At 61.0% G+C, this 20,808-nt stretch carries 24 protein-coding genes; 10 read left to right on the top strand and 14 right to left on the bottom strand.

The genetic code is table 11. The features are described 5' to 3' along the window. Positions 1-266: 266 nt before the first annotated feature. Positions 267-548, top strand: coding sequence for a hypothetical protein (locus BLS91_RS18375; RefSeq protein ID WP_092342374.1), 282 nt, complete (start codon positions 267-269; stop codon positions 546-548). Positions 549-668: 120 nt separating this feature from the next. On the opposite strand, the gene BLS91_RS18370 is transcribed toward BLS91_RS18375, so the two are convergent. From BLS91_RS18370 to BLS91_RS18355, 4 genes are all read right to left on the bottom strand, one after another. Continuing rightward, positions 669-1,904 (bottom strand): acyltransferase family protein, encoded by a 1,236-nt coding sequence (locus tag BLS91_RS18370; protein ID WP_241983053.1) that lies wholly within the window; start codon positions 1,902-1,904, stop codon positions 669-671. A gap of 133 nt (positions 1,905-2,037) precedes the next feature. Continuing rightward, positions 2,038-3,021, bottom strand: a complete 984-nt coding sequence (locus BLS91_RS18365) for a hypothetical protein (RefSeq protein ID WP_092342372.1) — start codon at positions 3,019-3,021, stop codon at positions 2,038-2,040. Further along, on the bottom strand, positions 3,018-3,599 hold the full coding sequence (locus tag BLS91_RS18360) for an RNA polymerase sigma factor (protein WP_092342370.1): 582 nt from the start codon (positions 3,597-3,599) through the stop codon (positions 3,018-3,020). Before BLS91_RS18360 ends, BLS91_RS18365 begins: the two co-directional genes overlap by 4 nt. Positions 3,600-3,895: 296 nt before the next feature. Further along, a complete protein-coding gene (locus tag BLS91_RS18355) occupies positions 3,896-4,696 on the bottom strand; it encodes a MerR family transcriptional regulator (protein WP_092342368.1) in 801 nt (266 codons plus the stop codon). 54 nt (positions 4,697-4,750) lie between these two features. On the opposite strand from BLS91_RS18355, the gene BLS91_RS18350 reads away from it, so the two are divergent. From BLS91_RS18350 to BLS91_RS19790, 3 genes are all read left to right on the top strand, one after another. Continuing rightward, positions 4,751-6,061 carry an amidohydrolase family protein gene (locus BLS91_RS18350; RefSeq protein WP_092342367.1) on the top strand — a complete coding sequence of 437 codons (1,311 nt, stop codon included), beginning with the start codon at positions 4,751-4,753 and terminating at the stop codon, positions 6,059-6,061. Between the two features lie 7 nt (positions 6,062-6,068). Further along, complete coding sequence (locus tag BLS91_RS18345) at positions 6,069-6,428, top strand: hypothetical protein (protein ID WP_092342365.1); 360 nt, start codon at positions 6,069-6,071, stop codon at positions 6,426-6,428. Positions 6,429-6,619: 191 nt separating this feature from the next. After that, positions 6,620-6,976: a hypothetical protein gene (locus BLS91_RS19790; protein WP_134505208.1), complete on the top strand. Its 357-nt coding sequence runs from the start codon at positions 6,620-6,622 to the stop codon at positions 6,974-6,976. Between the two features lie 160 nt (positions 6,977-7,136). Here the strand turns inward: BLS91_RS19790 and BLS91_RS18340 are convergent, their stop codons facing one another. Together BLS91_RS18340 and BLS91_RS18335 are read right to left on the bottom strand one after the other, a co-directional pair. Next, a complete protein-coding gene (locus BLS91_RS18340) occupies positions 7,137-7,601 on the bottom strand; it encodes a GNAT family N-acetyltransferase (RefSeq protein WP_092342363.1) in 465 nt (154 codons plus the stop codon). A gap of 249 nt (positions 7,602-7,850) precedes the next feature. Next, positions 7,851-8,258 carry a hypothetical protein gene (locus BLS91_RS18335; RefSeq protein WP_134505209.1) on the bottom strand — a complete coding sequence of 136 codons (408 nt, stop codon included), beginning with the start codon at positions 8,256-8,258 and terminating at the stop codon, positions 7,851-7,853. Between the two features lie 214 nt (positions 8,259-8,472). Between BLS91_RS18335 and BLS91_RS18330 the strand changes: the two genes are divergently transcribed. Next, entirely contained in the window at positions 8,473-8,706 is a 234-nt protein-coding gene (locus BLS91_RS18330) for a hypothetical protein (protein WP_134505210.1), read from the top strand. Positions 8,707-9,570: 864 nt separating this feature from the next. Here the strand turns inward: BLS91_RS18330 and BLS91_RS18320 are convergent. Then, positions 9,571-10,665: a hypothetical protein gene (locus tag BLS91_RS18320; RefSeq protein ID WP_092342355.1), complete on the bottom strand. Its 1,095-nt coding sequence runs from the start codon at positions 10,663-10,665 to the stop codon at positions 9,571-9,573. 284 nt (positions 10,666-10,949) lie between these two features. Between BLS91_RS18320 and BLS91_RS20845 the strand changes: the two genes are divergently transcribed. After that, positions 10,950-11,309, top strand: coding sequence for an MmcQ/YjbR family DNA-binding protein (locus tag BLS91_RS20845; RefSeq protein ID WP_244288023.1), 360 nt, complete (start codon positions 10,950-10,952; stop codon positions 11,307-11,309). Positions 11,310-11,981: 672 nt separating this feature from the next. Here the strand turns inward: BLS91_RS20845 and BLS91_RS18305 are convergent. The 5 genes from BLS91_RS18305 to BLS91_RS20090 form a co-directional block, all read right to left on the bottom strand. Beyond that, positions 11,982-12,641 (bottom strand): hypothetical protein, encoded by a 660-nt coding sequence (locus BLS91_RS18305; RefSeq protein ID WP_092342350.1) that lies wholly within the window; start codon positions 12,639-12,641, stop codon positions 11,982-11,984. 332 nt (positions 12,642-12,973) lie between these two features. Beyond that, positions 12,974-13,729 (bottom strand): SDR family oxidoreductase, encoded by a 756-nt coding sequence (locus BLS91_RS18300; RefSeq protein WP_092342348.1) that lies wholly within the window; start codon positions 13,727-13,729, stop codon positions 12,974-12,976. After that, positions 13,726-14,226, bottom strand: coding sequence for an RrF2 family transcriptional regulator (locus BLS91_RS18295; RefSeq protein ID WP_092342346.1), 501 nt, complete (start codon positions 14,224-14,226; stop codon positions 13,726-13,728). Before BLS91_RS18295 ends, BLS91_RS18300 begins: the two co-directional genes overlap by 4 nt. A 307-nt stretch (positions 14,227-14,533) precedes the next feature. Further along, complete coding sequence (locus tag BLS91_RS18290) at positions 14,534-15,370, bottom strand: PhzF family phenazine biosynthesis protein (RefSeq protein WP_092342344.1); 837 nt, start codon at positions 15,368-15,370, stop codon at positions 14,534-14,536. A gap of 190 nt (positions 15,371-15,560) precedes the next feature. Continuing rightward, positions 15,561-15,716 carry a hypothetical protein gene (locus BLS91_RS20090; protein ID WP_159433909.1) on the bottom strand — a complete coding sequence of 52 codons (156 nt, stop codon included), beginning with the start codon at positions 15,714-15,716 and terminating at the stop codon, positions 15,561-15,563. A gap of 127 nt (positions 15,717-15,843) precedes the next feature. Here BLS91_RS20090 and BLS91_RS18285 point away from each other — a divergent pair, with 127 nt between their 5' ends. From BLS91_RS18285 to BLS91_RS18275, 3 genes are all read left to right on the top strand, one after another. After that, positions 15,844-16,455 (top strand): helix-turn-helix domain-containing protein, encoded by a 612-nt coding sequence (locus BLS91_RS18285; RefSeq protein WP_198412744.1) that lies wholly within the window; start codon positions 15,844-15,846, stop codon positions 16,453-16,455. 11 nt (positions 16,456-16,466) lie between these two features. Then, the gene (locus BLS91_RS18280) at positions 16,467-17,408 is read left to right on the top strand and encodes an ornithine cyclodeaminase family protein (protein WP_159433908.1); all 942 of its coding nucleotides are present in this window, start codon (positions 16,467-16,469) and stop codon (positions 17,406-17,408) included. Positions 17,409-17,821: 413 nt separating this feature from the next. Further along, on the top strand, positions 17,822-18,328 hold the full coding sequence (locus BLS91_RS18275; protein ID WP_134505211.1) for a hypothetical protein: 507 nt from the start codon (positions 17,822-17,824) through the stop codon (positions 18,326-18,328). A 1,059-nt stretch (positions 18,329-19,387) separates the two neighbouring features. On the opposite strand, the gene BLS91_RS18270 is transcribed toward BLS91_RS18275, so the two are convergent. Both BLS91_RS18270 and BLS91_RS18265 read right to left on the bottom strand, forming a co-directional pair. Then, positions 19,388-19,711 (bottom strand): hypothetical protein, encoded by a 324-nt coding sequence (locus BLS91_RS18270; RefSeq protein WP_092342336.1) that lies wholly within the window; start codon positions 19,709-19,711, stop codon positions 19,388-19,390. Between the two features lie 140 nt (positions 19,712-19,851). Next, a complete protein-coding gene (locus BLS91_RS18265) occupies positions 19,852-20,397 on the bottom strand; it encodes a hypothetical protein (protein WP_092342334.1) in 546 nt (181 codons plus the stop codon). Between the two features lie 204 nt (positions 20,398-20,601). Here BLS91_RS18265 and BLS91_RS21230 point away from each other — a divergent pair. After that, a partial coding sequence (locus BLS91_RS21230; RefSeq protein ID WP_420838513.1) for a helix-turn-helix domain-containing protein occupies positions 20,602-20,808 on the top strand: 207 nt, incomplete at its 3' end.

Here is a 20,808-nt window from a genome sequence, read left to right as displayed (position 1 = left end):
TGGGGGCGCTCCGCCGCGTTCGCACTTCACACCACAGATAACGCGATGTGGCAGAGGCACTCCTATGCCGCGCGCCCCCACGGGTCAGACGCCCGTCGCCTGACCCTCGGTGGAGCACGTCGATTCAGCGTGCACCTCTCCCTTGGGAGCCGGCCGGCAGACATAACTGTGCGCCGCTATCTGTAGGAGAAGGAATGCTAACGACATCAATACAGCCACGACTAGATCCACACCGGAATGTGCACTCGAGGCGAACGAAAGAATTATTGACGCGCGCCTGGTGGAAACTGAACGACCTCGCAGCTGCGATGTATGTCGCGGCAGCCTCGCTGATCGGCTTTGAAGCCCTTGCGCTGATTCTCGTTTTCACCACCGCTTGGCCGATTGCCATCCCTATCGTTGTCGGGCTGCTGGCGCTGCTTTTTTTCGCCCGCCGATTTCTCGTCCGAGTCTGGTGCCTGATCCTGCCGGCTCGGTCTGGAAGCAAAAATCCCGAACCAGAGTGTGACGGGAATCGTATCGAATCTGAGAATGGAGCCTCGTCGTGAATCGGCGTCAGAATGCCGTCCCGCAGGGGGTCCGGCTTGCGGGCACGGCCTTGGACGCTCGATATCTGTCATAAATCACCTGCGACTCTGTGCTGATTAGCTCTCTGTGTGGCGGCAAGGTCATGCGTGCCGAGGCCAGCGAGTATCCCGATGACGATCTTTCATTCTGAGAGCGGGTGCTTCGATGGCGTAGTAAGTGGCCGCGGCGAGGAGCAGTGTGAGAGACAAAATTAGCGCGATGTTAGTGAGAAGTCCCCAGTAAGTATCTGGAAACACCCAGCCGCGGTTATGCAACCACCTGATCACTGGGAGATGCCACAGATAGACGCTGAAGGACACGATCCCGCACCATCGCAGGATAGGAGCGTTCGTGATGCCGTAGAGCCGTGATTGGCCTGACGCTGTGGCGGTGAGCAGAAGCAGTGCCGCGGCTGCGATTGCCACGACGCTCGACGTGAACGGTCCGGTGATCAATCCGATCACGAGGCCAGCGGTCACCGCAAGCACGATCGCCTGCAGTGACACTCGAATCATGGGTCTGTCAAAGAAGCGGGGGGCGTGGGCGTGCGCGAGGTGGAGGGCGAGGGCCGCGAGCATCCCGTAGGCGAAGAGGTCTGCGTGGATGAGGATGCTTCGCGCCGCGACGGCTCCCCAGTTCGCTCCCCATTCCAGGTTCACTCGCTCGCTGCCGGTGAGTCCCATTTGTGTGATCTGGAGCCAGAGCTTGCCAGTGAGACCAAGTGCGAGGAACAAGCAAGGCGGAATCAGTGCTGTCGTCAAGCGCCCACGGCAGCGCCGCCCGATGATGGCGGCGAGCCAGACCGCTGCCGGCAAGAGGATATAGAAGGACAGTTCCACTCCCAATGTCCAAGCGACTTCAAGACCAGACCTGATGCTGCGCGGCGTAGCGCCCTGAGCGAGCGTTGAAGCCAGGAGTAGGTCGGGCCACGAGAGTGCCCCGGTCTGCTGGGCCGCTCCGTTGTTGTTACGCGGAAGGAATGCCGTTCGTAAGGCGATGCTGGTTGCCCAGAGAACGACGAGATACGCGGGGAAGATGCGAAGAAACCGGCTTACGAAGTACCGGCGCAGGTAAGGATGTGGCATCCGCCCCAGGAGAGCGCCAGCGAATGGTCGGTAAAGCAGAAAACCCGACAGAACGAAGAACAGGGTGACACCGTGGCTGAGGTACGTCAGGTCGTGGAAAAAGACGTTGTCGCGGCTGGAGGGATTGAGTCCGCGCTGGACGTGATAGACGAGCACGGCGAGGGCCGCAACGCCGCGGAGTCCGTCGATTCCTGCGAGCTTCGGCGCTGTGTTGCGTGCGCGAGGCATGGTGGTTGTCGTGTTCGAGGTCATGTTGCACCATTCGAGGAGGCCACGGCAGGGTCGACAGATCGACCTCAGAGCGGGCGGGTGAAGGCCCGGCCGGTGAATCCTGGCGGGCAGGTCATCGTTCTGATGCGGTGATCAACACACGCAGTTGCGCGGGTTAGGGAGCGCTGTCCACGATGCTCGTCCGCACAGAGGTCGCGGAGATAATCGTGCCCGCTGGCGCTCCGCTCCTCTCCGCCGAGAGGACCATTCGTTCGCCCAGGATTAGACCATTGGTGGGGTCGATGATGATGTCCTGGCGCGTGGTGCGGCTGCTTTCGACCCGGCCTAGGACGATCCCCGTTTGCCCGTCGACGGTCGCGCCGCCCGGGATGATTTCCACCCCGGGAACGAGACTGGCCGCCCCGTAGAGGGCTGCCCGCAAATCTGCCGGGACGGTACCCGTGCGGAGCAGATCGGTGATGCGCACCCAGACGTTCTCCTCGACAGAATTGGACCCGCCACGGTCCGTCGCGACGAAATAGTCATACAGCTTCTGTGGATCGTGTGGCATCGCGGACGTATCAGCGAGTGTTGCAGCGAACGCGAATCCTTCCGGCGCTCGGAAGATCCCATTCGTGTCCTTGTCGACACGGTTTATGGCCCAATCCTTCATCGCCAGCTCTTGGGCCCCGTCCCCAAAGAACGCTGTCGGCTCCAAGCGATGCCGTTCCAACACCCAATCATCAGATTGAGTTCCCGGGACGTAGAGGGTACGGGTCGACGGAGCCAACCAGCTCACAAAGTCTCCGTCCGCGTTCATGCCTGTCGTGGAGTAACTTTCGCTGGTCTCAATCTTAAGATACTCGCCAGGCCCAACAATTGGGTCCGCCGTCAGCACGGTTAGCGTGGCTGCGTCATGGAGGGCCTCGGCTGCCTGCGCGGACGCGCCGCCGGCCCCTAGTGGCCAAGTCACACCGACCACTACCAGGGCGGCCGCTGTAATGCCGGACGCAACGGCGAGCCACACGAACTTCCGGCGCTTTTCTCTCCCGCGTACGGTCGACGCGAGCGTCTTTCGTTCGGACATCGCGATGCTAGTCATCACATGGTCACGCATCGTCTCGATCTGCTGATCGGTGGGACCAAGAGTCGTCGTCACGAGATGCCTTCTTTCTGGGGAGCGAGACTGATCTGGAGGAGTCGGCGAACACGCGAGAGGCGGTTACGCACGCCGCCATGCGTGGTTCCCAACGCTGAAGCGGCCTCGGCGTAGCTGAGGCCTTCATCGATGCAGAGGTAGTACAACGTTTGATCCATATCTGACAACTCACCGACGGCTAAATCGATGGCCTCACCCAGCATCTGAATGCGTCCAGGTGACTCCGCGTCCACGGCCCGCACATCGAGCTCCTCAGATGTCTGTGAGGACAGATGAGCACTCTCCCGGCGGCTCTTCTTCAGCCGGTTGAGAGCTAAATTCTGGGCCGAGGTCAGAAGCCACGGCAAAATTGATTGATCCACGATACGGATGGACCCGCGCTTGTTCCACGCCAAAACGAAGACTTCCTGTGTGGTGTCCTCGGCGTGCGTTTCGGAACGCAGCATGCGCACAACCGACCAATACACCGCTCGCACATGTTTGCTGTACAGCTCAGCGAAAGCACGCTGGTCACCCGAGCAGGCCGCCTCGAGCAGCCCCCTCTCGGACTCTACAACTCGCTCCCCAAAACCATCCATACCTAGTAGTGTCCGCTACTGCTAGAACGTCTCTGAACGATCGCAACCAACTATCGACGAGGAAACGCACGACCAACGGTGAAGGAAAACGCGGGCTAACCTCGCCCACGGTTGCCGATCCAAACCGCGAGGCAACAGGAACTCGTGGATTTCGTGTCCGCAACCGGTCTTTAGGAGTCGAGGCCCACCTAGCGTGCGCGTCGCGACTGTCCCGTAAGACGTTCCGCTTACGGGCAACTCGCCCCGCCAATCGACTTGAGCGGAATCACGTTTCAACGCGCCCGCTGGACGTCCGGCTATCGAGACGAACCTTCAGAAGAAGCTTGTCTCTGCGTTGAGAGACCCTTCTCAGCGAAATCTTTCATGGCAGCAGCCAGCCATTCCGGCAAGTTCGGATCGATGTCAGCCACAAGGTCGCGCTGAAACCCCGGCTCGAGGTACAGGTCCGCGAGGCCTGCGTAGGCCTCTTTCCCCGGAATCCAGGTCTCGCTGATGAGGTCATAGTGGCTTTGAATCAGAGAGGCAGCTTCTGATGATTGAGGTGCATGCCCTTGCCTCATCGTGTCAGTCAGTCTTTCGTACAGGGCTTTGCCTCTTTGCGCAGCTGCTTCATAGTCTCGTTCATTCCATTCGGCGGTGATTTTCTCATGGGAAGTAAACGCCGATTCAATTTGTGGACCGAAGCGTTCGAGGAGGCCCTTCCGAAGGGCTCCTCGCGTTGTCCGTAGGCCTTCAAAGAAGTTCTCTTCACCGATCTGGTCGCCGCCGGCCATCTCGTTCAGGGTGCGATCTAAAGTGGAAAGCAAATGCGTTAGGCGGTCGCGCTCTTCTGCGACAAGGGCCCGATGCGCGGTGAGTACCTCATGTTCCTCAGCTGCATCGTTCCGCGACAGAATGTCTTTGATCGCTGGCAATGACAGCCCGTAATCCCTCAGCAAGAGGATGCGTTGGAGCCGAAAAAGTTGCTCGCGTTCATACCAGCGGTATCCGTTATCGCTGACCCTGCTCGGGTGCAGCAGGCCAAGCTTGTCGTAATGGCGGAGCATCCGTGCGCTAATCCCAGCGAGATTGGCAACCTGGCTGATGGAAAGTGACATGCCAACAGTTTATGGACTTGACCTTGACACAGTGTCAACTTCTACGGTGGACAGATGAACAGCTTTTCCGTAATGAACGCCAAGATATTCGACGGACGCAGATCCATCCCGGCCAGGACGATCAGGGTCGAAAACGGGCACATCGCCGAAGTTGGATCCCTGGGAATGAGGGAGTCGGACGCTGGCGTCATCGATGCTCGGGGCGGCACGATTCTGCCCGGACTCATTGACGCGCACGTGCACTTGCTCCCCGGTTCACTTCGTCAAGCGGCGACGTTCGGGGTCACGACGCTCATCGATCAGTTCAGCAAGCCTGACCTCACGGCGTCGGAAGCAACCTTTCGTGCACAGCCGGGATACGCCGACTTTCGGACTTCCAGCATCGGAGCAACAGCGCCCGGGGGCCACCCCACAATGGCCTACTCTCCGTTCCCCTATCTCGAAGGACCAAGCGGCGCAGCCCAGTTTGTAGCGGAACGGGTTTCTGAAGGTGCCACACACATCAAGGTGCTTTACGAAGATGGGTCAACGAGCCCCCACGCGACGCCGGCTTTGAACTTGGCCACGATTCGATCTTTGGTTCGTGCTGCTCACGAGGCGAATCTCATCGTGGTGGCACATGCGACCACTTCGAAGGCAGCGATCGACGTTGTCCGCTGCGGCGTCGATGTCCTTGCTCACGCTCCCTTCGACAAGATTGCTCCAGTGCAGCTTTCCGAGATCGCCCGTAGCGGCGTGAAGGTGATCACAACAATGTCAATTGCTGACGGGTTCCCTGGCGCGGACCGGAAGTTGCCGATCCTGGGGCACCCCGAACTTGCACGGAGGATCGGGGCCGCCTGGACGAAAGTTATCGAGCAGCAAAGTCAACGATGGCTCCCCGACCCAGTGCCGGACTTCTCCATAATCGCGGTGAATGTTCGCAACCTCCAGGCCGCCGGCGTGTCACTCCTTGCCGGAACCGACGCCCCAAATCCGGGAACCATCCACGGCGCCAGCATGCACCGCGAGCTACAGCATCTTGTCTCGGCCGGACTCACACCCAGCGAAGCACTCACCGCAGCCACGGGCTCAACAGCAGATGCATTCAACCTTCACGACCGCGGCACGATCGCTGTGGGCCAACGTGCAGATCTTCTCCTTGCCACCGGCGACCCAACAGCACAAATCACCGACACACAAAACATCCGTCACGTGTGGGTTCAAGGACACCCAGTCAACCTAGACGGCTACGTCTCAAGCGATGACGAAGCGTCAGGAATCGCCTCACTCCACGCAACAACCGCGAAAATCATGACGGCCATTAGCAAGCTCTGGCCAGAATTCCCTGCCAGCGGCACCCGACACACGCCCTCGACCGAATGAGTGAACAATGATTCCTCCAACCTGGACCGCGGTCCACAGAGACGATGACAACGAACTCCTCGGCTACCTCGCACCCACAGCCGACGACGGACCTCACGTAGTCCCAACTACAGTCTTCGGCTATCACCTCGCCGACCCATCTCACGTCTCGGACGCGGTCGAAGTTCTCGAATCTACCGGTTTGAGCTACCTAGCGGACCGGTGGGAGCTGACCATCGATTCGCACCCTGAACCAATCACTGTCCAAATCGTCGAGGCGAGCCCTGGCTACGTGACCGTTCAGAGCATCGACTACGGCTACGCCGGCGGATACGGAACTTGCTTCACGTTGGAGACACCGACCGATGACTGCCTTCAGCGACGCTAACGATTCGATTTCGGGTCGCTGATCGTGGTCCGCCGCAACCCCGTCCCGTAGGGGGTTCCCGTGTGACACAACGTCGGCGCACTCGTCCGCCAAGTAGTTTGGCCCCGGATCCGTCGCTCTGGAGGTCCGGCTTGCGGGACGACCTTTATTCAGGTTCCATAGGCGCAGCAATTTCCCATTACCCTGAGTCCATGACGATCAAAGCGGATGATCCAGCAATAGCGCGAACTTTATGGCGCTGGACGGTGCCGGCCGCCGTGATTGCCGCCGTCTCTATTCTGTTGATCTGGGTAGCCCAATCGCTCCCCATTATTTGCCCAGCAATTTACCCCGCGCCACCAAGCTGCGCTCCTGATGCGCGCTTAGGTCCCGCACTTCTTGGCAGCGCCGTCCTCGTTGCTCTATTTGTGGCGCTGGTAGTCACCGGCGCGGTACTTCGACCCAGACACCGCGACAAAACATTACGGGTCCTTCTGATCGTGCTCGTCGTCGCTGCCGTCGGCGCGCCTTTATGGACGCTCACCGGTTCCGGGTTCGCGCTCGGTTAGCGTTCCTTGTCCCGGGTCTCCCCGCGGAATCGTTTTCAACGCGCACCGTCAGGATTCACGCCGTGCAATATCGTTTGAGGCGCGTCGGCGAACCGCTGCGTCTTTTTAGTCGCTAGGTCATTCGTTGGCAGAGGCGCGGAGGGCCGCGATGGCCCCGCCGTCAGAGTGCCCCAGGCGCGAGATCATACGTGACCCATTTTGTCGACGTGGCGGTCAAATCATAGAGACGGCGGGCCCGAGTATTGTCTTCCGCAGTGATCCAGCGAACGACTGAGTGTCCTTCGCGTTCGGCCAGCGCGGAGAGCTCGCTCAGTAGCGCCCGCCCAACGCCGGCTCCGCGAGCTGTCGAGTCCGTGAACAGGTCGTCGAGGTAGATACCCACGCTCCCGGTCGAGGGACGGGAGAATCGACGGTAGTGCGCGAGCCCTACGAGTCGATCCCCGGAGATGGCGACAAAAGCATTGACTTCATTCGAATCGTCATGGATCCAGGTCCAGACGCGCTCAACGATGCTGTCGTCGGGAGACAGCTCGTAGAAGGCTCGATAGCCCCGATAAAGCTCAGCCCACTGGGATGAGTCCGAGGTTTTGACTGCGCGGATAGAGACCGAATCTTTTGTCATCATCGTCCCAGAGTATCTGCGCTCACTCCGATTCGGGCTCTTCTCGTCACTGTCCTCCGTCGGCGTGCCTGGCGGTATGGGGCGTCCGAAGGGGGTTCCCCTTGCGGGGAACATGACGACAGTCGGCACTTCGCTCTTGTCTCGTAACCTTTGCGTGTCGAAACCCATGGGATATGAGTCACAACAGTTTCGAGACACCGAAGGTCCGCCAGAGGCGGATGAGAGCTTCAACCGCGGTAAGTGGCTTTCGCGTCAAGGTCGAAATTCCTGGAATCCCCGGTGTTCGGCTTTCACATCGGCGATGTCCCAGACCTCACGCTGGACACGTTCGGCAAGGTCATCCCCTTCGTTCATCCACACATCCCGCGCAGCGTCACTCGGCCAGCCGGTGTCATACCGGTACGTCGTATCCCACTGGTCGCCCCAGCGAAGTAGGTCTTCCCGAAGTGCATCGCTTAGCCCGAGATCCTCCGCGGAAACGTCACCGCTTTCGTCCCATAAGGGCCATGGATGCGTGTAATCGGGATAGAACCGAATCGCCCGCAGAAGTCCGTCTCTTTTTAGAGCGGCGCGGCGAATCGCTCTTTCCGGAGTGCCGTAGGCAGGCACCAGTACTTCAACCTGCGTAACCGGATCGATGACCCGCGAATCATTGCTCACTCGCAACAATAGGGCGTGGCCCGCTCGGATGGCTAGAAGCCGCTGACACGGGACACCTGCCGACAGTCATTCCACGCGACTCTGTCGCGTATCCCGTAGGTTTCGACACGCTGAGGGCACGAGACACGTCGGACTGGCCGGGGCGCTTCGCTATGCGACAAGATATGGGAATGGATCGCGCGTCAACCACCTAATCGCAGAGCTCGAGGAGCCATTGGGCACGCGCACTCGACTTTTGCTTCGTCGGGCGTGGGCACTGGTTCGCGCAGCATGGGGTGACGTCGAGGTCGATGCCGACCTCGTCATCCGCCGGCGCGCGGGCGGGGCCGAGGTCCTACGCACTGCCGCTGACGTCGGCGACCCCCACGTCTTCTTGGACACCGTGCGTCGCGACCTCGAAACCAAGACCGTCGATAAGTTCGTACGCGAATGGCGCGTTCTTGACTGAGGCTCTGCACGCTGGGCGTGTGGCCACACCTCACGAGGTAGCTCTTTGGATCGGCCGCATCTGTGCAGCTTTGGCGATTGTCTCGATCGATCTCACCGTCTTGCATCCCCTGGGATACAAGACGGTGACTACCCGCTCAGAGCCACTGGGCAGATGCGCCAAATAGCGATCACAGAACGTCGCCACAAACGCTCACAGTTACAAGCCGCGCTGACCGTGATTTCAGTTCGATCATGAGCAACAGACCGAGAACCCGATGGACCCGCGCCCCAGGACGGGCCATTGTCGTGAGCCTTACCAGTCACCCGCCAACCGAGAGTGTCGTCCCGTATGGGGTTCCGCTTACGGGCAACATGCTCCGCGAAGCGACTTGAGCTGAATCACGTTTGAACGCGCCCGCTGGACGTCCGGCTTGCGGAACGGCGGAGCAGCGCGCGCGTAACGACAGAATCTGTTTACCCAGTGTCGGAGGTGTGCTGGCCGGGTTCATGGAACGGGTGAGCGAGAAGACTGGAGCGCGCGGCGACTTCCGCGTCGAGAGCAAAATCTTCTTTTCACCGCGTCACGGGCAGGCGTCGCTCAGCTTCATGGCCGCGAGCGGACTCGCCGACCTATCGCGGGCGATAGGTAGAGTACGGGCGATGCTGCTTCATCATGAACACTGCGAGTCAAGTGGCGATTCTGAGCCCGTGACCATCGCAATCCTGCTCACGCCACGCGGTCGCTCCGGAGGCCACTGGGACACAACTGTGATCCGGTTGCGGGACTAATCAACGCTGGACGCGGCCGAAAAGGCTGGCTATCGGGGATTCGTGGCGGCAGGTTCACTGGTGCTGCCGACTGGTGTCGCCCGTTGAACGCTCACTATCCGTCCACCACCGTGGCCGCTGTCGCGCCCGCAAAATCGATGGTCATCGACTGGAAGAACCCCGGGAAGAAAATCCCCGACGGGCGTGGCTTCAACGAGCTGTCGGTTGCCGTCGTCACCGAGCCGCGATAACCAAGGGCTGCCGCACCTGAATTCTCGAGAAGTTGCGCCGGCGTCGGCCCAGTTTGGGGTGCTGGGTACGGTGCCGGCAATCCATCAGTCGTGCTGCCATGGCGCGCAGCCGCGACATGAAACACCGATGCATAGACCCACGAAATCATCCATGCTTCCGCCAGGACCGCAGGCGGATCGACACGCAGCGATGTCGCTTCGAGCCCCTGCTTCCGGGGTGGATACGGCCGCGCGAGATATGTGACCAACGGACGGTCGAAAATGACGATGGATTTGCCGGGGCCAAAGCTGCTCAGGGGAACTTCTCCGTCTTCACCGGGTCCGGGACCCGTCATCAGTTCTAGGCGCACGTCATCCCGTGTCCGGATTGCGAGGCCGTGCTTCAACTTGTTATGGGCCGCGTTTACAGTCAACTCGTTGTCTGTAAGGAGCTGCGCTGCCCGCAGTACCCAAGCCCACGCCACCCCAAACGCCTGAATATCAGCCGCACTCTGCACCGATTTAGGTGGAAGGAACGCTTTTGCAAATGCACCGACGTCTGAGTTCATCGCGGCTGCCAGCTCATCTGTCACCTCATGAAGGCCAATAGGGCCGTCGGTGAGAGTGGCCCAAGTGCAAGCAGCGTCCCCGGTTCGAGGCCTTGCGACGACCACCGCGTGACGCATTCGGATAAGCGCTTCTGCTGCATGGTGGCGAACCGAAACAGAATCGAGTGCCACTTGGAGGTCTCGGTCGCTGTCCCCGTGCTCCAAGATGTTCGCCAGCTCCAGATCGCCAAGCGCCTTGAGAAACCCAACCGCGTCACCGGCAGTGACCTCGTTCTGTTCGCTGCTTGCCCTGAGAAGTGCCGATATCCGCGCGGAGAAGTAGGCCAGCGGACGTGCCTGAAAGAACTCGTTATCAAGGATCTTTGCCTGCTCGGTTGTGAGGGCTGGCCCGCCAGGGATGATGTGCAGCATGCACCTGATTATCCCGTCAGAGAGCCACCGAGTCGATAAAGCAGTCGCACACCGCTTGCTCGTCGCAGTAGATAATGACTTCACCGCCGACCACCAGCTCGTGGATCGCTCCGGAGAGCAGCGGTCTCTCCCATTCTGCACCGCGGACGACGCATCGACGCGTAACAACCACACCGAAACCTAGTCAATCCATCTCCAAGACATCACGGGTCCGATTCCCGAACGGGGTTCGGCTTGCCGCTCAGCTGGCGAGTGCCGTTCTGTGGCTATGTCGGCGGGACTTGGTGGTCGCGTCCGTAGTTGTGGTCACTGAGGACGATGTGCGGCGCGTTGCCCTGTCGCTGCCCGAAACGATTGAGAAGCCGTCCTACGGGACCCCGGGCTTTCGCGTGAATGACGTGCTCTTCGCTCGCATCCATGAAGAGCCCAACGTGCTGGTCGTATGGAGAGAAAGCGTTGGGGATCGGGACGCGCTCATTACAGAATCGCCAGCGAAATTCTTCACCACCCCGCACTACGTTGGTCATACCAGTGTGCTCGTTCGACTTCACAAGATCGATGAAAGCGAGCTCATCGAATTACTCACAGAAGCATGGGATGTTCGGGCCCCAGCCAGGCTTCGAACTGAGCATCACTCCGGCTGACGGTTCCCGTGCAGAACCACAGAATGTCGCGTTGGACGTCCGATTTGCGGGACTGCGTGGACGTTCTTGGCACCGCAGTGCAACGGCAGTCGGCTGATCGGCGGCAGCGGCCCGGTCGGTGATCCGATACCTTCGGAATATGTATTCATACAATTTTTATGGTGTCGCAGTCATGGGTGGGACGATTGTGGCATTGATCCTGGGTCTGGTGCTCCTGGTTTTGCTCTGCCGACTAATCCTCGTTGCAACACAAGCGCTCCGGACGTACAAGCGCACACAAGAGCTTCACCTCGACCTGCTTCTAGCCGACCGCGACGACGGATCCAAAGAGGAGTAGCCGAGCATCGCGGCGGTCAACTGCTCGGGCTTCTCTCGATGAGGCCTGACCCGGAACGTGCCCGATGAGTGTTCCCGTATCGGGAACGGATAAAAGTCGCTGACCGACCGTTCGCGTGTCCCATTCCCGTCCCTCTTGGCGTGTTTCACCCGAGCCGCCTAGCTTGTTCTCCGGCAGTTACTTGTAAGACATTGGTGCGTTCACGCTGATTCGACTAAGCCACACGGCAATAATTTTGGTCGTGTTCCAGCCTCAACGGCCGGCCGATGGCAATCCTGCCAGACCGGTTGGGAACCGGACAGCTTCACATCTGTGGGGCTTGGGACGGAACGAATTTAGATCTGTGTTTCGGGTACCAGAGACACATTGGCGGTTGCCTTGCGATTGACGCGGTCGGCGAGAACGATGGCGATTAGACCGAGCAGTACTGTTCCGCCGATCCGGGCAAGGCCGTCCAGCCCGGTCAGGAGCCATGTCAGTAGATTGGGTCCGTATATGGTGGGCGAGCCTCCGCCCAGCAGCTGCAGGAGCAGCCAGGTCACGGTCACCGCCGCGACGATCCCGGCTGGCAGCCAGTTCCATGGAGCTGGCACAGCGCCGAGCCGGGCGATCTGCATGACCGCAATCACTGCGAGAGCGAATTGAACGAAGGAGTCCGCGTAGGCGAAAGCCATGAATAGGGTCGGTGCGTTCGAGAAGTCATCGCCTATAAGGCCATACGACACAGACCCGAGAAGGAGCCATAAAGCCAACAACGCTAGAGCGATAGTGCCGACGGGGCGGCGCGCCGTGACGCTGCCCGCGCCGCGCACGCCGAAGGCGAACACGAACAGGGCGGCGGAGAACAGAGCGGGGCCCACCATCTCGGCGTACGGGAAGAGCGGGGGCTGCGCGATTACCGTGATGACGACCGAGGCCAGCAGTAGCCCGCCGCCGATCAACAACGCGAGGGAAGCCGGGGATGCTGCGCGATCACGAAGCCGTGCGTTTGCCATGCGCCCGAGTCTAGTCAGTGCATGCGGGCTGTCTAGCTGGGACGCAAGAGGCGGCAGTTGCTTCGGCGGGCGTCGCCATCGTGGGAGGCACAGACCGGAATGCCCTGATCACCCCGCGCAGGAGCCAACGCGAAGGCAATGATACCCAACTGCGGAACTCAGACTCCTTGAAATTTGACCCTCTCCTCTGACGGTGATGTTCTACTCATGCGCCAAGAACACCGACGTCCGTAAAGGGTTCGGCTTTCGGGCACATCGAATGAATCGGACGGCCCCATTTTCGGACTCTGGCCACAGCGGGTGTGCGGAGCGCTTCAGGTCGAACATGGCGCTTACCCCGCCGAGGGCAGCGACGCTAACCAGGTGTTGATATCCGGTCCCAATATTGTGGCTTCAGTAGGAGCAAGCAGCACCCCCTCAGAGAGCGCGTTTAACGAGGGGCCGGCTGACCGTACCGGCCGCGAGTCCCCGGTCCGGGCTAGTACCCGGGAGGTGAGTTCAGGAAGTCGGATCCGCTCGGGCCCGGCAATGGTCTTGACGACCGGACCGGGCGCATTGAGGGCCGTATCCACAAGGACCTTTGCGACAGCTTCAGCAGCGATCGGCTGAATGAGCCAGTCCTGGACAAGCACTTCGCTGTCCAGAAAGGTGACGGCTGAGGGGTTTGTCGCGAATTCATACCACTGCGTGGACTTCACGATGGTCGACTGAATTGGGCCGGCTGCAACGATTTCTTCTTGTGCACGCTTTGCCGCGTAGTAGGGGAAATCGTCAAAGACGGGGTCTTCCACCCCGGCGATGGATAGAAACACCAGGTGGCCTACTCGTTGAGTGGCGCAATCGTTTACAACGTTCTGGGTCGCAGTGGTGAGCGCCTCATGCAGTCCCATCGTGGCGTTCTGGGGGAACGTATTGGAGGCGTCGATCACCACATCGACTCCGCGCAGTGCATCACTTAGTCCCTTGCCGGAGATTAGATCTACGCCCGCCGAACGGGACACTTCCACCACGGAAATGCCCTTCTTCGCAAGTAGGTTTACCGTGCGCGTGCCGGCGGTTCCGGTAGCTCCCAATACTGCGATCTTCATAAAGTTGGACCAACTTTCCTGTTCTTGTTCTCAAAGAATTCGTTCAGATTTTTGCTGCTGAGCGCGTCGACACCTTGGGCGAGATCTGTGATCGAAACGGCGGCTAAGCTATGTCGCCACGCCTGCTCGGCCGTCCACATCGCGGCCGCAATAGCGCACGATCCACTCGCGCGAATCTCGGCAGAATGCGGTTGAAACAACCCGTCGCACCGTATTTCCGTGCAGCGGAATATCGGTCCACCGCCTTCGAGCGCTTCAACGACGTCAGCAAGAGTAATCTCAGATGCGGGACGTGACAACGTAAATCCTCCGGCCGACCCGGGCATCGAAATCAGCAAGCCGTGCCGTGTCAGAGCCTGGAGATGCTTATTCAAGTAGGTCGGCGAGAGGCGATAGACCTCCGCCAAGGTCGAATTTGCGACAGGGTGATCTTCGGTCAATCGTTCCAAGACGACAAGGCAGTGCGCGGCCCACTCGACCCCTTTTGGAAGCTGCATGATGTCGAGCCTATCAACCTGGATATTTTATATCCAGATTGAAGCAGGTCGAGGCAAGGGGTGGACTCTTCACTGAACCGTTCCTTCTCTCGGGCGCTGTCGGCGTGATCGCGGCCCTCGCACGGCGCTCGCCGCAGCCCGATTGATCCACGGCGGCGTCCGCATCGGGCCAACAGCGATTCGGATTCGCAGAATCCAAGTCCCGTAGACGGTTCCCCTGCGACACAGCGTCGGCGAACTCGGCCGCCGAATGGTTGAGCCCCAGATCTGTCGCGCTCGACGTCCGGCTATCGGGAAAATGGACCGGCTACAGTCGGACGCTTCCCTCGATGCAGCTCGTGACATGTCCGCCGACCCAGATCGCCCCATTGTGGAGGCTTATATGCACTCGGCCCTGGCGCCCCAGAACGGTCCCTTGGGACGCTGTGTACTGTGGGTCTGCAAAACCTGTGTCGATCATCCAACGCGCAAGGCCCGCATTGAGGCTGCCCGTCACGGCGTCTTCCCACACGGGATCTCCCCCGATGAAAGCACGAACTTCGAACTGGGATTCTCCCTCGAGTTCGAACGGGCCCACCACTCCGATCTCAAGATCGCCTAGTTTCCCCGGATCGGGTTGCAGGCCCAAAACCTCCCGCGCCGACGAGAGCCGGATGCCAATCCATTTGGGACCATTGACCAGCCACGACGCATCAATAATTTGATCCCGGGAGATACCCAGGATCAGTGCTATCCGGTGAACGAGCGACTCTTCAACAGGGCCATAGCGAGTGAGAGGCGGCGCCTCAAACGCCATGTGACCGTCCGCTACACGGACCGGAATCAGCCCTGCTGCACATTCCTGAATGACCATCCCGTCGGGCCCTGTTGATCCACCGGCATCCAACCACGCCTTGGCAGATCCAAGCGTTGGATGACCGGCAAAGGGCAGCTCCTCCTTGGCGGAAAAGATTCTCACACGGTAGTCAGCACGCGGGTAATTCGGGGCGAGGAGAAACGTCGTCTCAGACAGGTTTGTCCAGTTGGCGAACCGCTGCATGTCCTCGGTGCTGAGGTCATCGGCATCGTGAACGACCGCCAACGCATTGCCGCGATATGCCTCCGTGGAGAAGACATCGACTTCACTGTAACGGCGCAATTTCATGGCAAAACTGTAACAGGTCCCGGCCACGGCCCGGCCCCTGAGGGCAGGGCCATGACCGTGGCCCGAGCGCCCTCGCCTCTTGCGGCTCCTGTGCCGCCCCCAGACGAGTGCCCAAGCCACTCCCCTGCGCCGGGTGTGAAGTGTCCTATGAAGCCGTCACGACTCTCGAGCCAGCCACGGTGCCTGTGCCTCAGCGCTCCTCGCTGCCCAGGTCAATGCGTTCCGCAATCTCGGGGACATCGTCAAGACGCCCGGAAGCAACGCCCATGATGAATTCATATGCCTCATGATTGGACAACGTCAGCCGACTTCCATTCATACCGAGGAAAGCGATCAGCGTCTTCACCGAGCTCCGTCAGGGTGATCTGCAGATTCGGCCGCGCAGCGGAGCCTACCCGCAAGATTGACGCCCTGTCCAGATTGGATGTATCGTCCATTTCATGATTACTGCTCGGCATGACCGTCCAGGCGCTGTGCCCGCAGATGTGGACGTGATGGCAGCCGCCATCACGACTCTGTTCCACCCGCACGTCGAGGTCGTGCTGCACGACATGGCACGTGACCGCGTGGTGGCCATCTGGAACGCGTTCTCGGCCAGGAAGCCCGGCGCGAAGTCGCTGCTCGACCCGGGGCTGCTCGCCGACGTCCCGCCGGGCCAGGTCCTCGGCCCGTACGAGCAGGTCGACCGCCACGGTCGCCTGCTGTCGTCGGTGACCGTACGCCTCGACGAGGGTCGACTGCTCCTGTGCTTCAACTTCGACCGGTCGACCCTCGACTCCGCCGCCCTCGTGCTGGCCGCCTTCGCCGCGCCGCTGGTGGAGCAGCCCGAGGCACTGTTCCACCGGGACTGGAGGGCCCACCTGAACCGCGTGATCGACGACTGGTGCCGGGAGCGAGGCGCGGCGCGTACGGCGCTGCAACGAGGCGACCGCCTCACCCTGGTCGCGGACCTCGACAAACAGGGCGTGTTCGACACCCGTAATGCTGCAGCGCATGTCGCCGCCGTCCTCGACGTGTCGCGGGCGACCGTCTACGCCCTGCGCAAGGAAAGCCAAGACCTGCGCGAACGAGAAGGATTGAGGTAGGGATGCAGGTCGTGGACAGGACCACCGTGGCGGCGAGCGTATCGTGGAGCGACGCCCTCTCTGCGGCGCGACGCGCCTTCCGCGCCCTGGGCGACGGAACGGTCGACCAGCCGGACCAGTTCGAGATGCGACCCGATCGCGGTGGCGAGCTGCACATCAAGGGCGCCTACCTGCGGGGCTCGGCGGTCCTGTGCTTCAAGGTCGCGACCGGCGGCTTTCCCGGCGCCGACCCGACCGGGTTCACCGTCGTCCTCGACGCCGCGACCGGCGCCCCACGCTGGCTGCTCGCCGACGACGGCCTGCTCACCGAGATGCGCACGGCCGCAGCGGGAGCCCTCGCCACAGCGACGCTGGCGCGGCCGGACGCCCGCCGGCTCCTGGTGGTCGGGGCCGGCGGCCAGGCCCGTGCGCAGATCCACGCCCACCTCGAGGCGCTCCCCCACCTCCAGGTCACCGTCTGGGGGCGGGACCGCGCCAGGACGGCGGCCCTGGCCGCCGACGTGGGCGCCGAGCCGGCCGACGACTTCTCTGCGGCGGTGGCGGCCAGCGACATCGTCGTCACGGCGACCAGCAGCCGGACGCCGCTCATCCAGGCAGCGTGGGTGCGTCCCGGGACGCACCTGACCGCGGTCGGTTCCGACACCCCCGGCAAGCAGGAGCTCGCTGCCGACCTGCTCGCTCGCGCAGAGGTCGTGGTGTGCGACAACGTCGAGCTCGCCGCGCACGCCGGAGAGCTGCAGCACGGCAACCGCGACGTCCGCGACCGAGCAGTGACGCTCGGCGAGGTGCTCACCGATCGGCGTTCCGGGCGTACCGCGAACGAGCAGATCACCGTGGCCGACCTGTGCGGTCTCGGGGCCCAGAATGCGACCATCGCCGAGCTGGTAGTCGCCCGGCTGCTCGCCGACGCTGACTCCCGACGAGCCGGGACCGCACGGCCTCCTTCCCGGTGACGTTTGTGGACGTAAGCGAACCGGATCGGAAACGCAACGACTGCAGTTCCCACTCAGGGTTCCCGATACGGAATGCGTGCCGCAGTTGGGCGGGATCCGCTATCGGAGCTCGTGGCAGTCAGGCCTGCATCATAAAGTCAGCTCCGGGCTGGGACGCGTGCGTCAACGTGATTGTCGGCCTGATCATTCTCAGTTCGCTGGGCACGGTGAGCTACATAGGTCGGGACCTTTGGCCGTTCATCCGTCTTCACTAGAGTGAGGGTGACCAATGGGGTGAAGGGGAAATAATGCGATACACCGGGACATGTCGTCGCAGGGTCCTGCTGGCTGGCATAGGGCTGTGCGCGGCGGTCGTGTTGAGTGGCTGCTCGGCACCTGGTGCGCTGCCGGGTGGGTCGCAATCCGAGACCGAGATGCTGCCGCTGGATGATTCCCTACTGGTCGAGGACCAATTGGTAGAAGAGCTAGCCTTACCACCAGTCGATTTAGAGACGATGGAATGGCTCGATCGGCTACAGGTTGAACTCACGGGGGACGCAAATTTTGGTTCGCCCACGATCTCGGATGATAGAAGCACTGTCACTCTCACTTGGTTTGGCACACCTAGTGCCCGGCTCGGGGAGCTGGTCGCCGAGGCCCCGAAGGATCTGACCGTGGTGATCCAGTCGGCCCTGTTTCGGCCGGCCGAGTTGAACGAGCTCACCCAGAGGGCAGTGACCACAAAAGGGCTGGTGCCAGGCGTCCAAGTCGCAATGGGCAGCCCCGCAGCGGACGCTTCCGGGATCACGATTGGAATCGTCGAACTTCCCGCTGAGCGCAGCCTTGAGCAACTCGGCACTGCGTTCGCACAAGCGTTGGAGCGACCGGATGTCCCCATTCAAGTGGAAGTCAGCGGCACGATTATGCCGATCAATGGCTGAATGACAAGGGTTCGACTTCCGGGGAATCACTTCTTGCGGCGCAGTGTTTCGTTCGGTGCGGCAGGTCACATCCTTTGCCGTCCGACGGCTTGAGGGTATGTCCATTGCTCAAAGCGGGCTATGGGTGAGCCTGGCCGCAGGCGAGTGAACTGCTCTTTTCTGCGCAGGAGGATTACTGGTGTTCCGCATCGGTGTGGTGTTGCTGCGTTCACGCACATCGTCCCGGTGGGGGTTCCCCTTACGAAACGGAGCAATTGTCGGGGATCGACTGTTGGCCTTTTTTGGGTGTCCCGGTCGGCGTCCCCCTTGCGGACCCCTCACTCTCAGGCGTTGACCCCAAGGCGTTCCCTTTACGTGACGCTTTGTTCATCTGAGCCATGGCTAAGACGGTTCAGCTATCCTCGGATCACAAGCAATGAATGGGGACGACATGGCTTCCACACGATCGATCAATACGACAAGGCGATTGGTCGTTCTCAGTGCCGCGCTCATGGTGAGTGCGGTTGTGTCCGGCTGCTCAGTCTCGGACGTGTGCCCCACGATCGGGTGGGACAACACTGTCACCGTCGAGCTCGAAGGCACAACATCTAACGTCAGCGTCGTTGAGTTGTGCGTCGACGGCGAATGTTCAGGCCCTGCCCCAACTCAGCTATCACCAGACGAGTCCGTCGGGATCGATGAACACTCGTGGGAAATCTCGACAATAATGGCGACTCCAGAAAATGTCACTATTCGCGCACTCTCACCAAGCAAAGAAGTCCTCGCCGAGAGGGACGTGACACTCAACTGGGTCCGCGTGGGCGGCACTGAACAATGTGGCGGACCTGCCGAGACCGACCCCATCACCCTCACTATTGCATCCTGAATTCTCTGAGCGTCCCGACTTTGTGCGATCCCGCAAAGGGTTCGGCTTGCAGGACGTTCAAGATCGAAGTCACTCCGGCAGTGAGAGAGCCCCGACGGGCAACTGTGCGGGTTTTTGTTCTGAGACTCGTCGGCGATTTTAGGATTGGCCGACCGCGACGGTTGCTCTCAACCCTGCGCCTTCAGCAGGGCCAGCTACTCCACGGGCGAACTGATAGTTATCGTGTCGCTGGTGCGGGCATCGGCGAGGCAGTCGGCCAGACGAAGAGCGTCGGTTTCGGTTGAGCCTGGTACGAGCCGTAAGCCATAGGCGGACGACGGCATGTCCATGCTCAGGGCTGCAGTTTCCACGCTTGCGTCGTCGTGACATTCACCGAGCGAATCGACCCTCGGATCTGCGACGCTAACTCCCCAAGCGTCACTCTCGCCGACGACACGGTCATACCCGCCAACGAAGGACCCGGAGCATCCAGCGAGCAGCAGAATCAGCGGCAAAAAAGCGAGCGGAAATCGTCGCATGGCACTCCTTAGTTATCCCGATCCTATGTCACCGAAAATTTCATCCCTCCCGTCGACCGGATGTAGTCATAGTGCCTAAATGACGAGGCCATGCGTGTGACCGATGAGCGTTCCACTTGCGGGGCGGGACTGCGTTGTTGTTATGCGGTTGCGGTGTTCTGTTTGAGGGCGCGGGGCCATATTGTGTATGACACAGCCCAGATCGCTTCGATGCCGCAGATCGTTATCAGGATTGGGTACCAGTACTCCAAGGCGGCCGTCTGCGTGGCGTTGCCTACCAACCAGATCAGGCCGAACAGGACGAGAGCGGAGATTGCCGCTGCGAGCAGGGTGCGCCCGACGTCCTTCCAGCAGGCCACGGTGTAATCGGTTCCGGAGAGACGTGTTGGTGCGGGGCCATCGGCGAACCGGTGCGAGAAGCGGATGTCGGCCCAGCGGACCATCCCCGGGCCGTAGGCGATCGAGAAGCCAATATAAACCGCGGCCAGGCCGTGCGCCCATTCCGCGTCAGCGCCGGAGCGCAGGTGCACCGCGGTCGTGGTCAACAGCACCAGGTCGATGACCGGGGCCAGAGCGATCAGCACAAGGCCGAGCCGCTTAGCTTTGAGGATGTAGCGGGCAACCAGGCCCAGCACGATGACGACCCAGAACCCGATCTCGCAGGCGATGATGATACCCAAGATCACAAGCCGCTCCGCCCCTCGTAGTAGCCGCAAGCCGAGCTTACGGCAGGCCTAGTCTCCAGTCCGAATCGGGCGGCCGAGCAGATACACCGCCACGAAGCGGGCACGAGCCAGTGTGACAAGAGCTATTGCCGTATTCCTCGTCCCGGTAAGGGTCGGCGGATTCAACCGGTCGTCGCAACACTCGATTTTTGTGAGGTGTTGTACGTGTGGTCGAAATATGAACTGGTAGAGAAGCAGGCGCGGTTTTGGGTGTTGATGAGTCAAGGCTCGACGCTGACTGCAGCGTGCGATGCTGTCGGGGTGAATCGACGAACTGGACGGCGTTGGCGTCAAGCAACGGGTGGGCGGATCCCTCTTCCTGAGGCAGAGAGGTCTAGGCGGTACTTGTCCTTGGAGGAACGACTGCAGATC

The organism is Cryobacterium flavum, assembly GCF_900103805.1.
GTDB lineage: Bacteria > Actinomycetota > Actinomycetes > Actinomycetales > Microbacteriaceae > Cryobacterium > Cryobacterium flavum.
Note: the sequence above shows the minus strand (reverse complement) of the source record. Positions and strands in the feature narration are given on the sequence as shown.